This is a genomic window from Aneurinibacillus aneurinilyticus ATCC 12856 (genome assembly GCF_000466385.1).
GTDB classification, from domain to species: domain Bacteria; phylum Bacillota; class Bacilli; order Aneurinibacillales; family Aneurinibacillaceae; genus Aneurinibacillus; species Aneurinibacillus aneurinilyticus.
This window is the reverse complement of record NZ_KE952888.1, coordinates 1-13,459: the sequence shown is the minus strand read 5'-3', so window position 1 is coordinate 13,459 and position 13,459 is coordinate 1. Positions and strand designations below refer to the sequence as shown.

At 39.5% G+C, this 13,459-nt stretch carries 15 protein-coding genes and 2 pseudogenes; 6 read left to right on the top strand and 11 right to left on the bottom strand.

Annotated elements, in window-relative coordinates; genetic code table 11:
* Window positions 1-379 (bottom strand): ABC transporter transmembrane domain-containing protein (locus tag HMPREF0083_RS21615; protein ID WP_021623954.1); only part of this gene is annotated, 379 nt, incomplete at its 3' end.
* A 448-nt stretch (window positions 380-827) separates the two neighbouring features.
* Between HMPREF0083_RS21615 and HMPREF0083_RS21610 the strand changes: the two genes are divergently transcribed.
* Window positions 828-2,588: a sulfatase family protein gene (locus HMPREF0083_RS21610; protein ID WP_021623952.1), complete on the top strand. Its 1,761-nt coding sequence runs from the start codon at window positions 828-830 to the stop codon at window positions 2,586-2,588.
* A 63-nt stretch (window positions 2,589-2,651) separates the two neighbouring features.
* On the opposite strand, the gene HMPREF0083_RS26620 is transcribed toward HMPREF0083_RS21610, so the two are convergent.
* The 4 genes from HMPREF0083_RS26620 to HMPREF0083_RS21590 form a co-directional block, all read right to left on the bottom strand.
* Entirely contained in the window at window positions 2,652-3,644 is a 993-nt protein-coding gene (locus HMPREF0083_RS26620; protein ID WP_167331595.1) for an N-acetylmuramoyl-L-alanine amidase, read from the bottom strand.
* A 190-nt stretch (window positions 3,645-3,834) separates the two neighbouring features.
* Window positions 3,835-5,229: a sensor histidine kinase gene (locus tag HMPREF0083_RS21600; RefSeq protein WP_021623950.1), complete on the bottom strand. Its 1,395-nt coding sequence runs from the start codon at window positions 5,227-5,229 to the stop codon at window positions 3,835-3,837.
* A 283-nt stretch (window positions 5,230-5,512) separates the two neighbouring features.
* A complete protein-coding gene (locus HMPREF0083_RS21595; protein ID WP_021623949.1) occupies window positions 5,513-6,406 on the bottom strand; it encodes a hypothetical protein in 894 nt (297 codons plus the stop codon).
* A gap of 135 nt (window positions 6,407-6,541) precedes the next feature.
* Window positions 6,542-7,189, bottom strand: coding sequence for a response regulator transcription factor (locus HMPREF0083_RS21590; RefSeq protein ID WP_040304344.1), 648 nt, complete (start codon window positions 7,187-7,189; stop codon window positions 6,542-6,544).
* A 231-nt stretch (window positions 7,190-7,420) separates the two neighbouring features.
* Here HMPREF0083_RS21590 and HMPREF0083_RS21585 point away from each other — a divergent pair.
* Window positions 7,421-7,735, top strand: a pseudogene (locus tag HMPREF0083_RS21585) (DUF4386 domain-containing protein); the annotation flags it as partial.
* Between the two features lie 140 nt (window positions 7,736-7,875).
* On the opposite strand, the gene HMPREF0083_RS30260 reads toward HMPREF0083_RS21585, so the two are convergent.
* On the bottom strand, window positions 7,876-8,109 hold the full coding sequence (locus HMPREF0083_RS30260; RefSeq protein WP_021623945.1) for an IS3 family transposase: 234 nt from the start codon (window positions 8,107-8,109) through the stop codon (window positions 7,876-7,878).
* 752 nt (window positions 8,110-8,861) lie between these two features.
* Window positions 8,862-9,122 (bottom strand): hypothetical protein, encoded by a 261-nt coding sequence (locus HMPREF0083_RS21580; RefSeq protein ID WP_167331593.1) that lies wholly within the window; start codon window positions 9,120-9,122, stop codon window positions 8,862-8,864.
* Between the two features lie 391 nt (window positions 9,123-9,513).
* Here HMPREF0083_RS21580 and HMPREF0083_RS21575 point away from each other — a divergent pair, with 391 nt between their 5' ends.
* Window positions 9,514-9,720 carry a hypothetical protein gene (locus HMPREF0083_RS21575; RefSeq protein ID WP_040304343.1) on the top strand — a complete coding sequence of 69 codons (207 nt, stop codon included), beginning with the start codon at window positions 9,514-9,516 and terminating at the stop codon, window positions 9,718-9,720.
* A gap of 102 nt (window positions 9,721-9,822) precedes the next feature.
* Window positions 9,823-10,098, top strand: a complete 276-nt coding sequence (locus HMPREF0083_RS21570; RefSeq protein WP_148316036.1) for a hypothetical protein — start codon at window positions 9,823-9,825, stop codon at window positions 10,096-10,098.
* 127 nt (window positions 10,099-10,225) lie between these two features.
* On the opposite strand, the gene HMPREF0083_RS21560 is transcribed toward HMPREF0083_RS21570, so the two are convergent.
* On the bottom strand, window positions 10,226-10,495 hold the full coding sequence (locus HMPREF0083_RS21560) for a helix-turn-helix domain-containing protein (protein WP_021623941.1): 270 nt from the start codon (window positions 10,493-10,495) through the stop codon (window positions 10,226-10,228).
* A gap of 16 nt (window positions 10,496-10,511) precedes the next feature.
* Complete coding sequence (locus tag HMPREF0083_RS29510) at window positions 10,512-10,910, bottom strand: sigma-70 RNA polymerase sigma factor region 4 domain-containing protein (protein ID WP_021623940.1); 399 nt, start codon at window positions 10,908-10,910, stop codon at window positions 10,512-10,514.
* A gap of 217 nt (window positions 10,911-11,127) precedes the next feature.
* Between HMPREF0083_RS29510 and HMPREF0083_RS21550 the strand changes: the two are divergent.
* A pseudogene (locus HMPREF0083_RS21550) lies at window positions 11,128-11,910 on the top strand (transposase); the annotation flags it as partial.
* 252 nt (window positions 11,911-12,162) lie between these two features.
* On the opposite strand, the gene HMPREF0083_RS21545 reads toward HMPREF0083_RS21550, so the two are convergent.
* Window positions 12,163-12,378, bottom strand: coding sequence for a hypothetical protein (locus HMPREF0083_RS21545; RefSeq protein ID WP_021623937.1), 216 nt, complete (start codon window positions 12,376-12,378; stop codon window positions 12,163-12,165).
* 280 nt (window positions 12,379-12,658) lie between these two features.
* Here HMPREF0083_RS21545 and HMPREF0083_RS28340 point away from each other — a divergent pair, with 280 nt between their 5' ends.
* Window positions 12,659-12,823: a hypothetical protein gene (locus tag HMPREF0083_RS28340; protein WP_021623935.1), complete on the top strand. Its 165-nt coding sequence runs from the start codon at window positions 12,659-12,661 to the stop codon at window positions 12,821-12,823.
* 176 nt (window positions 12,824-12,999) lie between these two features.
* Here the strand turns inward: HMPREF0083_RS28340 and HMPREF0083_RS21540 are convergent.
* Window positions 13,000-13,459 (bottom strand): DUF3139 domain-containing protein (locus tag HMPREF0083_RS21540; RefSeq protein ID WP_021623934.1); only part of this gene is annotated, 460 nt, incomplete at its 5' end.

Sequence of the window (13,459 nt, the reverse complement as noted above, 5' to 3'; positions counted from 1 at the left end):
TTTCTTCCACCTTATGGATAATCAACAGGTGTGGCTCATCATAATAAGACACAGGTAAAACGAGCAACTTCTTCCATAATCGCTCTCTGATTCCAGCTACCACCGACTGTCCGATATGATTTAACAAATAAATAGATATTCCACTCGCTAATGCTTGAATTAACATCGCGGAAACCAAAAGAATAATTCTTCCCGTGCTCAATGAACTTAGTGAAAAATCATTAATTAGATTTTTCGTAAACAGCGGGACGAATAATCCTACTACAGTTGTGCTCACACTTAATAGTAAAGCTATACAAAGGAAAATCTTCGATGGCTTCGTTTGTTGAACCAAATGAATAAACTGACGCCATCCTTTTTGCTTCTTTACTGCTGGCATATTTATTTACACCCTCCCTAGGTTATCATTCATTTGAAATCTCACTTTCTTTCCCACAAACAGGATGGTACAAAAAATATATGAACTGAATATGAACTCAGGTATATGTATATTGCGATCTTCAATTGCAAGCAAAAATAAATCCCACTAGATCGTTACTATCCATTGGGATTATTAGTAGAACGCTACTATTTTGGCACTTCGCAACATAACCTAAGGTAAATATCTAACCTATATACATCTGATTTGATAAATCGACAAATTTTTGTGGTGAGAGGTAAGAAAAAAAGAAGGGCGGTGGGCAAGAGCGGTCGGAAAAAGACACGCTGGCCTTTTTTCTGCCGAAGCGCAGGGCGCATCCAACCTCTTCTTTTTTCCGAATCCCCTACTTCCAACCACCTGAATTTTTGTTACTACGTCAAGTGAATTCTATATAGGATGTGTTTTCATGAATAATACTCAACCGTCTTCCCGATATCCCGAAAAACCTAACTTTCTCGTGTTCCTTGTAGATGAGGAACGATACCCTCCCGTTTACGAAAACGCAGAAATTCGAGACTGGCGCAGACAAAACCTCATTACACAGCAACTTTTGAAGTCGCACGGACTGGAATTCCACAGGCATCATATCGGGAGCACTGCATGCTGCCCTAGCCGGGCAACGTTGTTAACTGGGCAATATCCTTCACTCCATGGCGTCAGCCAAACAACCGGAATTGCCAAAGAACCTTTCGACTCCGATATGTTTTGGCTTGATCAAAACACTGTACCTACGATGGGGGATTACTTTCGTGCAGCCGGGTACCAGACTTACTATAAAGGAAAGTGGCATATATCTTATGAGGATATTATGATTCCAGGTACACACATGGGCCTCTCTAGCTACAATCCACTAACAGGCGTACCGGACGAAAAAAAAGAAGAATTATATTATCACGCCAATCGTTTAGACAGCTTCGGCTTTTCCGGTTGGATCGGCCCGGAGCCTCACGGTAAGAACCCCCGAAACTCCGGTTCTTCCGCTGCTATCGGCCTGAGCGGCAGGGATGAAGTCTATGCTGCGGAAGTTGTTGAACTTATCGAGTCCCTCAATCATGAGAACATTCATAATAAGAATGCCAAACCGTGGTTAATCGTCGCTTCATTTGTAAATCCGCATGATATTGTTCTATATGGCGCTCTTACCGTGCACCTGCCTACGTTTCGGTTTGAGGTGGAGCCTATGCCAGATGTTCCCCCTCCTCCCTCTATAAATGAGCCTCTGCTCACGAAACCGCGCTGTCAAACAAGCTATCGGGATATTTATCCCAAAGCTCTACAGCCTATTTTCAATCAATCTTTTTACCGTAAGCTTTACTACCAGCTGCAAAAAAATGCCGATCGACAAATGTTTAAGGTATTTAAAGCCCTTACCCGCTCTTCTTTCTACGACAATACGATTGTTATATTTACTTCCGATCATGGCGATTTGCTTGGCGCTCATGGCAACCTGCATCAAAAATGGTACTGTGCCTACGAGGAAGTTCTGCATGTTCCTTTCCTTATTCATAATCAGCAGCTTTTCCCGCAGCATAAACATTTTCATGCACTTACAAGCCATGTAGATCTTCTGCCTACCATGCTTGGACTTGCGAATGTTGATATTGAAGTGATTAAGGATCGATTGCAAAGCAAATTTAGCGAAATCCGTCCCTTTGTGGGACGTGACCTCACTCCCTTTATCTTGGGAAAAAACCAAATTACGATAGCCAATGAACCGATTTATTTCATGACGGACGATGATGTTACCCGAGGCCAGCACCAAATAAATCCACTGGGAGAGCCATACCCATCTGTTATTCAACCTAACCATGTCGAATCTGTCATTACACCCCTGCATCGAGATGGGAAAAGGGAATTATGGAAGCTCTCCCGTTATTTTGATAACGTCCAATTCTGGAGCCATCCCGGAATAAAAGATGAAACCTCCCAGCCCATTTGGGGCCCGGCTTTCGAGCAAGAACCCCATTGGATGACTCAGGTCAAAACGAAACCGGAGCACGACGAATACGAGCTTTATAATTTAACGGATGATCCCCTGGAAACATGCAATCTTGCCCACCATTCATTTGCAACGCAACATACAAGAAGCATTCAGGCCTGGATGATGCACATTCTTGAAGAACAGCGGAAACAAAAGCGTTTATACCCCATTCAATTAAACAAGTAATAAAACTTAACTATACATTTAAGTAAGCTTTTTTCCTGGAAGTGAGTCACTTCCAAAAATGCTTTAGTAACAAAAAATAAATCCTACTTCCTGATCGAAAGTAGGATTTGCCATATTAAAATATTCATTTATGCCATCAACAATTCCTTGAGCAACCCGTTCTTGAAACTCCGGATTAAGCATAGTCATATTTTCGTTATGGTTACTCATAAAACCAACTTCAAGAAGCACTGCTGGCATTTTGGTATCGCGCAATACTACAAGGTTCGGCCTAATCTTCACGCCTCGATTTTTAAATCCAGTCGCTTTAATAGCGTGCTTATGCATCACTTCGACAAGTTTTTTGTCCTGCTGTGTTCCATTGTAGAGGGTTTCCGTCCCACTTGCGCTTGGTGCTGATGTCGCAGAATTAATATGAATAGACACAAAAATGTCTGCCTGTTTATCATTTGCTATATTTGCCTTTTCTTTAGGCTGTTGTTTTACTTTCTTCTTCATCAGTTCTTCGTCAAGTTCACGCGTTCGTGTCATGATTACATCATAAGAGGGATTATTTTTAAGTTTACTTTCAACTCGCTCAGCAATCATAAGGGTTAAATCTTTTTCTTTGTTCCCAATCGTTCCGGTTGCCCCATTATCCTTGCCACCATGTCCCGCGTCAATAACCACCTTAAAGATATTTTCTCCCGTTGGCCGCTCTTCTTTTTGAATTGGTTCTTTCTCCGTTTCCTCCAAAGCTGGAAGCGGCTTTGGAGTTGGTTGCATTGTAGGCTCTTGATTCGTTTCTACTTTTATGTAGGGGGCGTTTGCGTAGCCAAGCTTCTTCTTATATTTGACCTGGTACCATTCCCCTTGCCTGGAAACCACCTCGACTACTTCACCTTTTTTCATCCATGCAAGCGCCGTTGACTTTACATCCGGCTTTGCCCGCAAAGCAAGCGAAGTGGTTACGTTTACAGTTCCTGTATTCACCTGTACAGCAGCATAAACGTATGTCGTGCTTGTCCAAACAAACCAAAAAACACTTATGTATACTATTGTTCTAATGTAGCGCAACTGTTCTCTCCCCCCCTTCATAAATTTACTATATATAGTAATACTTACATCCTCCTAAGAAGTTGCCCTATAAAACTCAATTTTTATAAACTAAGTTATCGGACACACTAAAGAAACAACTTGCCTGTATGATGTAATCACAGTTGCAAATATACAAACGCAAGATTATCAAGTTATCACCAACTTATTATCAACTTGTAAAAGTTAGTTTAGCTGTTGTGCCTCTACCAGGTTCAGATAAAAAGCTCAGCTCTGCCTCATGATTAACAGCGATCTGCTTACAAAGCGTCAAGCCTAATCCCGCTCCGCCGCCAGAGCGGCTACGGGAAGAATCTACCCGATAGAACGCCTCTGTAATATGAATGAGATGCTCCTCCGTCATTCCCTTGCCGTTATCCTGGACAGAGATTACTTTATGCCCATCCTCCAGATCAGCGACCAGCTTGATGATTCCACCCGGACTACATGCTTTCATCGCGTTATCGATCAAGTTCACGAGCAGTATATGCATTAGGTCAGCATTGCAAAACAGCGTGTCAAAGCGATACTCATAAATAATCCGGATATTTTGCTCTGCTGCCTTCATGGAAAGGGATTGCTCGATTCCGTCAACCAGTTCTCCCATACGAATGCTGCTCCGCTCAATCTTATTTTCACGAAGGGTTGCCAAATCCAGCAAATGATAAGCAATATTTTGAAGCCTGCGACTCTCAGACATAATGTAATTGGTCGCAAACAGCTTATCCTCTTCCGTACGAACAATCTTCTGAATATATTCCGCATATCCGTAAATAGCAGTTAGGGGTGTTCTGAGCTCATGAGCCAAATTATCCACAAATTGCTGCTTCTGCTCTGCGGCTGTAGCCAGCTGCTGTATCTGACGCTGAATTTCCTCCGCCATATGATTGAAGCTCTGTGCCATTTCGGAAAGCTCATCATGCCCGGATACTGGAAGCCTGGTTTCATATGCGCCAGCCGCGATATTACGGGAGATTTGAGAAATCTGCGAGAGAGGCTTGAATATTCGATTAAGCAATAAAAGAAGACCTAAGGCGAGCAGGCTAGAGAGAATAAATCCTGCGAAAAACAGCATATTTTTCATTTGTTTCCATGCAGTGATGGCATCAGTCGTATCATAAAGATAGACCATTGTATAAAAATCATAGGGCGCTGGGAGCTGTCCCGAAACCATTATATAGGTACGGTCATCTAATTTTTTTATTGAAACCAGACGATTTCCACCCCCAAGTGGTTCCAAAAAGCTACCCGGCAGTATGATTTCTTGCCGATTGGAATAGACAAGCTGATCGCCCTTGTAAAGCGCCAGTTTGACCTTTTTATCCCCGGACAAATAGCTGTATGGCTGGAATAAAGAGGCTAAAGAGTTCCCAATATCAATTCCGCGACTTTCCACGGCATGAAAATCCTTTAGAAGCGCAGATGTTATGAAATAATGCTCGTCCAAGCTTTTTTCTTCCGCACGATGAACCATATCTTTAAATGTCGTGACACAAATTATTGCTATTCCAAGATTAAAGGAGAGCAGAAAAAGTATAAGGGTTGTTAAAAAGGTGCGGTATTTCATAGGCTTGCCTCCAAGTGGTGTACCAACCTGCAGGCAGCTTTTACCGCATTTTTCTCAACCAATATTGCTCGCTGTGTTTGCATATGTACGGCTGCCAAAATGATTCACCTCTTTTTTATAATCATATTATTATTGCTTTGTCATTGGATTGTAAAATGTGCGTTACCGCAAATGAATCGACTCCCGTTGAATTAGAACACTGAGGGCGTGGTTAATCGTGAAAAGCCGCCTACATTGTGGCGGCCTAAGGTCTGAATATACATTTACTACTCAAGAAAATAGCTCAATCCATTTCAATAACCCTCATAAAGGGTGTCTCGTTTCCATTGGCAGGAGAATCTGACTTTTCAAGCTCTTTGACCTTTTCCTGCAACCGCTTCATGTCCTTTTCACTGGATTCCAATGCATGCTTAGTCGGCGTACTATAACCGATAGTGAGCAACGCTTTATCATATCGGGAGAACGTCATCGTAGCAAGTTCTCCGTTTTCGCCTGTGACGTACATGGTGATATCCGGATCATTGTCCATGTAGCCCTGGTTGTTGTATTTAACAGATTTAACCGGGCTGTGAACAACGTTATATTTCTCCGCCAGCTTCCTTGCTAGCTCGACATATTCCTGTGGTTTTTTATGAAGCGCAGGATCAAAGGCTAGTGAAACTTGTTTATCCAGCGTTCTGCTGCGGCCTATGCCAAATAATTCCCCCGTCACAGAGTCCACTTCAAAAAAATAACTAAGCTTGTCATTGATATGCACATCAGCGTACCAACGCGAACGGGGAAGGTTTTCGTTTGCCTCGTTGTACCCCATTTCAATCACTCTACCCTCCAGGTTCAGATCAAATATTTCCCAAAGGGCCTGCGCACCGATTTCCGCTGCCGCCTCTTTTGTCATGTCCTTGCTGGTTGGCTTTTGGCTGCGGTAGGATTCAAGGTCAATTTCCCCTACCGTGTAATTCGCTTTTTTGTAGCCTGCCGGTAAACTTTTTTGTGCCGCTTTGGATGAACTAGCTGTATAATTCGCATAGCTTGTAGGGACCGTGTCCGTCTTTTTGAATTCCGCCGCGGTCACTGCCTGTATGAGTCCCTGGAACAGCAATGTGCTGCCCCCAATGACTACCGCAGCCGCCAATATGGTTTTTTTAAAGCCTTTTCTTTTTAATCTGTTTGCTTTCATCTTAATTTCTCCTTCCTAGTTTTGTTTGTAATTACAATAAGCAGTATAGAATGGCCAGATTATAGAATCATCATCAAGTGATTATGAAGTTGTAAAAGTTATTCTTGCTGTCATTCCTTCACCGGGATTTCACCTCTACACCTCCAGACGATACCCCATTTTATAGACTGTTTTAATTCTGGACTCCATGTCTAGCTTCTTCCGTAGCTTTTGGATATGAACATCCACTGTCCTGGTATCCCCTACATAGTCATAGCCCCAAGCGAGCTCTAGCAACCTATCCCGAGATAGAGCAATATTGCGATTGTTCACTAATACTTCTAGCAAATCGAATTCTTTGGGCGTGCATTCAACCGGATGTTCATTCAGAAATACTTGTCTGCTCTCAAAATCAATTTTTATCCCATCTAACTTAAAATTATTGCTCTCCTTCTTGGTACGTCTTAGCACTGCATCCACCCGTGCCAACAATTCCAGCATCTCAAATGGTTTGACCAGATAATCATCAGCGCCGAGCGTCAGGCCCTTCACCTTATCCGATAAGTTGCTTCGCGCCGTTAGGAAAATAGTGGGTATTCCTTGAATTTGTTGAAAAACCTCATACCCATCAATCTCCGGGAGCATAATGTCCAGCAGGACGAGATCAACTTCCTGCTGTGCCAGCTCATGAATTGCTGCCCTCCCATCAAAAACAGAAATACATGTATGTCCTACCGATTGTAGATTTCTTTTGATTAACTCATTAATTGAAACCTCATCCTCGACAATTAGGATTGTTGCCACTAGGATCACCTCTTCATTAGCATAGCATGACAATGTAATAGAGTTGTAAAAGCCACGCTAGCATAAATAATATGGTAGTTAGTGGACAAACTGAGAGGAGAGCCGCCAGCGGTTACACCGTGTATGAACCGGAGGAAATCCAGTTTACACGAAGCCGCACAGGGGAATGTCATAGCGGCCTCCCTCCTCGATTCACTGTGTCGTCCGCAATAGCAAGTTAAAGGCGTCTATAATGTATCGTTCAAAGGTGAAACCTTTGGTTGGATCATTATCATGATTGCTGACATTCTGGTCACCTGGGCTTTCTATGTGTTTCTAAAGCCAATTAATAAAAGCCTTTCATTGCTTGGCGCATGGCTTCGCCTTACCTATACGACTATATTGGGAATTGCCATACTGAACTTAATATTTGTGCTGCTTCTCCCAAGACATACAAACTATTTATCCTCATTTAACATCGAACAAATTCAAGCACTTATGATGCTATTTTTTGAAGCATTCGAATTTATTTGGTCTATTGGTTTGATCATTTTTGGTGGGCATTTGTGATAAATCAGGATAACATAATAAATTATTATTAAAGAGATGCAGAAAACTTCTTTCTACTTTCTAGATGTATTGACGGAAAATGCACGGGGGGAGAAATGGACCTCTGTCAATAGGTTGGACACATGGAATCGGGAGAATCATACTGTTAGTTGGTACATGCGTTCATATTGATTGGGCGTGAAGTACCCAAGCAAGGAATGTATTCCCTTTCCATTGTGGAAACAGGCAATGTACTCAAAAATATGTCTCTTCGCTTCTGCCCACGTAGAAAAAGTTTCAAGGTAAATGAATTTCTTTTTTAATACGCTATGAAAAGATTCGATACAGGCGTTATTATAACCGTTACCTTTACGGCTCATGCTGCCTTTCATACCAGAGGATCAGGCGTTTCTGATACTCGCCAGATATAGCCATCTCTTCTGGATAGGAATGTACATAATGTCGGCCATCCACACCTGGTTCGGTGCCCGAATGCTAAACTTCTGTGCAAGCACGTTGTCGTGAATAGGTGGATTGTCTAGAATTGGTCATGGCCTTGTACTCCTTAATGGTACGGGACTTTAACCCCAGCTCTTTCACCAGACGAGTCACTGTTTTTTCTAACGCCTGAACGTCCTTCTGTCTCAGAAGAGATAGCGCATCGTCTTTTTTAAAATCTCATTCTCCTCCTCTAAATCTCGAATTTTCTTTTGGAGATCCCGTAGGGCTTTCTCTCCCGGTTTTAGCTGACCACTCATTCTTTTTGAACTCAGCCTATAAACAAGAGCCGTTCAATTTAAACGATTCATTGACTTAACTTATGCTATACATGTTGATTCAAAGAAACGTATTCTTGCCCAAAAGAGAAATTAAGGAAATAGCTTCAGATGAGGGCTGATTTTCTTAACCCTTTCCTATCGATAAAAAAATACCGGACAAGCCCACTACTGTGGATTAAGGATGCTAACTTCAATACACTTCCCTTTACACCCATACCCACGTTTAATGATAGCGATAAGTAGTTGGTGCCCAACTCTCGATGAACATTTCTTCGAAATAACATAGAATTCCCGAATAATACCAGATCTAACTGCACTTATTTGTAAAGGGTTAGAGGATAGAGGTTAGTTTCCTTGAAAACGTTTTATTTAAAGAAGCCCCTAACAAAGATTATGATACCTCCAATTAATAAACTAAAATTAAAAACCATTAAACTCGCTGTTCCTTCAAGACCTTTTACCCCTGAAAGAATAGGAACAAGTAATGGATAACTTAAAAGTGAAATAGCAATTAGGGCCATGCCTATGAATATTCTATTATCCTTTTGGTTCTTAGTTAAAACAAAACAAGTACGTACGATTACAAAGGCTATAACAATTAATATCAACACTAACATTAAATCCACCCTTTTTTCACCATTTTATCATATATTTACATATCTTCTTTCCATCTTAATGAGAAATATTTACTTCGTTTAAGAATAAATTTTTTTGTATTCCTATAGGGTACATCAGCTAAAAATACGATTTCCCTTTGTTTTACTACTGTGTTTCACATACGAATTACTCTTTATAAAGGCAAAAGCTTAGCGAATACAATATGCTGTATATTAATGATGAACTGCTTTTAACCACTATTTCCAACTACATTAAAAACACCCGTAACCACTAAACTATATAAATTTAATTCACCAAATTTATAAATAATACCCTTTTTCCTACATATCCATTTGTGAAATGGAAATAAACTGGTGAAATAAATGTATAAAAGGGGGAAAAATAGGAGGGATGTGCAAATTGAAGAAAGCAGGAAAGATTTTTGGCTGGATTTTCACCATAACCTTGTTATCAATTAGTGATCTAGTCATCTCATTTAAGAGCGGTATGCAAGGAAGCGATGAGGAACGTGAAAAAATTAAAACACAAGCTGAAAATTATGTAAGAGAAAGGTTTAAAAAACCAATGAGAGTATACGATACATTCTTTGATAACATAGGAAATTAGCAGTATTTTGACTATGCAGCCAAGGTACAGTCCATTGATGAAAATAATCTATCTTTCTTTATTTATTATAATGAGGAAACGAAACAAATGGAGGATAACTATGTGGCGAACAAATGGAGAAACGCTGTAGAAAAAGATTTACTCCCTTTTGTAGAGAAAGAGGGGGGGAAACTAGATAGCCCATCGGTCTTATATGACGATCGGGTAGGATATGAATATAACATTAATGTAAATAATACACCTACTTATCATACGATAACAGCTAAGCCAACAATCCTTATCACTCTTCCCCGGGAGAAAGAAGTAAAAGATAAGGAAGGATATGATAAAACAATAGTTTTTATGAAAGAACAGCCAACATGCCAATGTGGTGTTTAGATACATGAAAGATGGGGCCATTTTAGCGGAAGGGCAGGTTTACCTCGAATTTGAACCGAGGATACAGGTTTTGCAGACCGGTGACTTACCACTTGGCTATGCCACCATGTATTCTTGGACAGAAAAGCTATAGGTTTTTTCCACCCTCGTGATATAGACCCTCCTTTCTTTCAAGGAGAGCTAACATTTGAAAATATCCAAGGGTATTATCGACATCATAATTTCTAATACAATCTAACAATTTAATTTTCAATTCTTGGGACAAATCCTCTCGATTTTGTAACTTTGTCTGTTTTAATGATTGATCAATCTTAGGAGAAAATAAATCAATGACTTTTTCTAATGAATCATTATCAAATCTAGATTGTTTAACTAAAGTATATAGATTTTCTTTCATTTGAATCTCCCCTTACTTACACATTTTCTATAATTTTTCTCAGTTTATTCAAGGCCTTTTTATAGCTCTTTGAAACGGCTTGCTGGGATTTATTTAGATGAACAGCAATTTCAGAGTCACTTAATCCATATATGCCAAGCTTAGCAGTTGTCGTTGATTTTCTGTTAATTTCTGAACTGCTTGAGGGTGTCCTAAAAGTGATGAGGTACCCTTCTTCGATACCGTATATACGTATAAAAAATAGCAAGTAACCCATATATTGCATTCCATTTGGGATCAAACAACCTTTTTGGTCAGCCTCATCCTCAATTTTGGATGAATCTACACAAGCTTCTTGCTCGTCCCTTTTGTTAGACGATACTAATAAATCAATTTCATAAATCTGGGGCCAGTAACCACAAGAGTTTCTAGGCATGGAAAAAAGGAGTACCTCCCCAAATCTCGAATAAGTTAAGCACGACCAAAACTCTAGAGATAGGATGGTGACTCCTTGTGTCCATTATACGACAAGGAAGCCTATTTAGCATTCAAGATTTATATGATTTAGAACCTACCCAACGTTTTGAGGCGATCTTTTCAACAATAGACATTGAACCCATTCTTTTTTCACTATCGAAAAAAACGAATCATTCGTATTTGAAAAATTGATTGCTGATCAACTCGATGTTCCCCTAGAGACCCTTCGTTCTCAAATGCTGATAGAACCCGCTTGGGAAGTTAAGAAAACCAGCGAAGGGAAGAATGTTTTTTGGTATGGCTTCAAGGGACACCTTGCCGTAGGAACCAAGAGTCAATATATTCTCCAATCCATCATGTCATCGGATAGCTTGAATGATGGAAAAGCAGCCATTCCTTTGCTTAAAGGTTTGCAAAAACTGCCCTTATCCGTTCGCTACGGCATCATGGATGCAGGGTACGGCTCTGTTCCAATTTACCAACAGATTTACCGTATGGAGGCTCATTCCATCCTTGCTTACAACAAGCGGAATGAAGGTGAAACGCTCGGATTTGATCCACGCTTTGCCCCTACATGCGTACGAGAATATTTATATCGTTACGATAGCTATGACCCAAAGTACAAAACACTTACGTTTGCCCGTCCAAAAGAATGCAAGGATTGTCCACTAGCCCTGGATTCTCTCTGCCAAAAAATTTATAAAACCTGGATAGAGACGGATATACGACGGCACACAGCTCCTGCTCGTGGAACAAAAAAGTGGGAGGAGCTCTACGATCAACGTACGGTGGTCGAACGTGTTATCGCCTATTTAAAAGAATTCTTTCAACTCAACCATGTTCGTTACCGAACAGGTAAAAAAGCAAAATTTCACTTTGACCTTGTTACCCTTGTTTATAATGCTCCGAAATTGGCAGCCGATCGAATCGGAAAAGAACTTAAAAAAACTCCAACCTAAGTAGCTTACCTTTTTGAAAATTGCGATTTCCCGCTAGGTGAAGTCTGCCTCTTATTTGAAAAAGCAATTATGAAATTGATTCAATCGTAAGTTTTCTTAATAGGGGCAGTATAAGCTCTTGAAAAATATGATTTATGAAATTGATTCGATTAAGGCTATAAAAAAGAATTGATAAAAAGCGCTGTCAAGAAATGCTGACGTCGCTTTTTATTTTGGGGCATTACCAATAAATCTGATACTCAAGTAATCAGATTATTTTTTCGTTTTTGTGTATACCAATGATACCAATAATAATATTAGCGTTATTATTGAGCTTCCTTTTAAAACAATTAATATGTATTCAAATGTATCCACATATGTTGTTATCTGAGTTCCACCATCATAAGTACTATTTTTATATGGAGTAAAAGCCAACATAATTACTAAACCTAAAAAGAAAAAAAGTGGAGAATTTTTCAGTGTGTTCAACCTTATCCCTCCTTTATGATATATTATAATATGTTTTTCCTTTTTTTTGATTTAGTTACTTAAAATAGTATAAAAGGGGCTGTCCTCATAGCCATCAAGTTAAGAACATGGCATAAAAAGACAAAAAAATGACCATCCTTATTCAGTATGAATCTGAAAATGAAAGGATGGTCTTTCCTTTGTCTTTACCTACATTATCTCCTCAAAAAATAGATTGGATACCCTTTTTACGTACGTTTAAACAAATTTTCTCTTCCTAACATCTAAGCGAAATCGAAAAATGAAACCGGAAGATTTTATCGCCCTGTGTGCTTTTTATCACGAAGAAACAGGGATGAAATCATTAAGTCAGCTATGTGCTACCTTATATGATGCCAAAAATGTAAATGTCACAGAAGAAGAAGGGACAGAGAAGAAAAGTGGAACCAACGACGAAAAAAGATGAAACACACCTCCAAACATCGCCAAACGCATCCCATTTACGCTTACCCTATTGAGACAATAAAAAAAAAGCAGGATTATTTCTCCCGCTTCATATCCTCATTAATTTTTTCTTGAAACATTCGTTCCCTCAGAAAAATAACCATTCGATATTTTAGAATTAATTATATTTTTGGTATATCAATTACCCTTCGAGGGCTTATTAACTACTCCTTCTTCTAAATGTTTACCCTTCTCATTTGTATAGTCAAATTGAAATACCCTATTTTCTTCTGGCGAATAGTTGTAGATATAAGTTGCATTAGGTTCATCAGAAAAAACAACTTTCACATTGTTTTCAATAACAGGATTCCCCACATATTTTGCGTTGTGGACAGCCTTAAGTTCTTTTATATCCGATTTTTTATAACCTTTTTCGTTAATTAAGTAATTTTCAACTCTTTTTTCAAGTAGTTTCATTTCTTTTTCATCTACACCAAAAAGATAATTGTAACCATATACACCACAACCGACTAATCCCAAAACAAATATAATTATGGATATTCTTAACACTTTATTTGTTGTCAATTCAATATCCTCCAGTAATAATATTAAATGTTTATAATTTGAATCAATTTCATAATTGCTTTTCCAAAAAAGC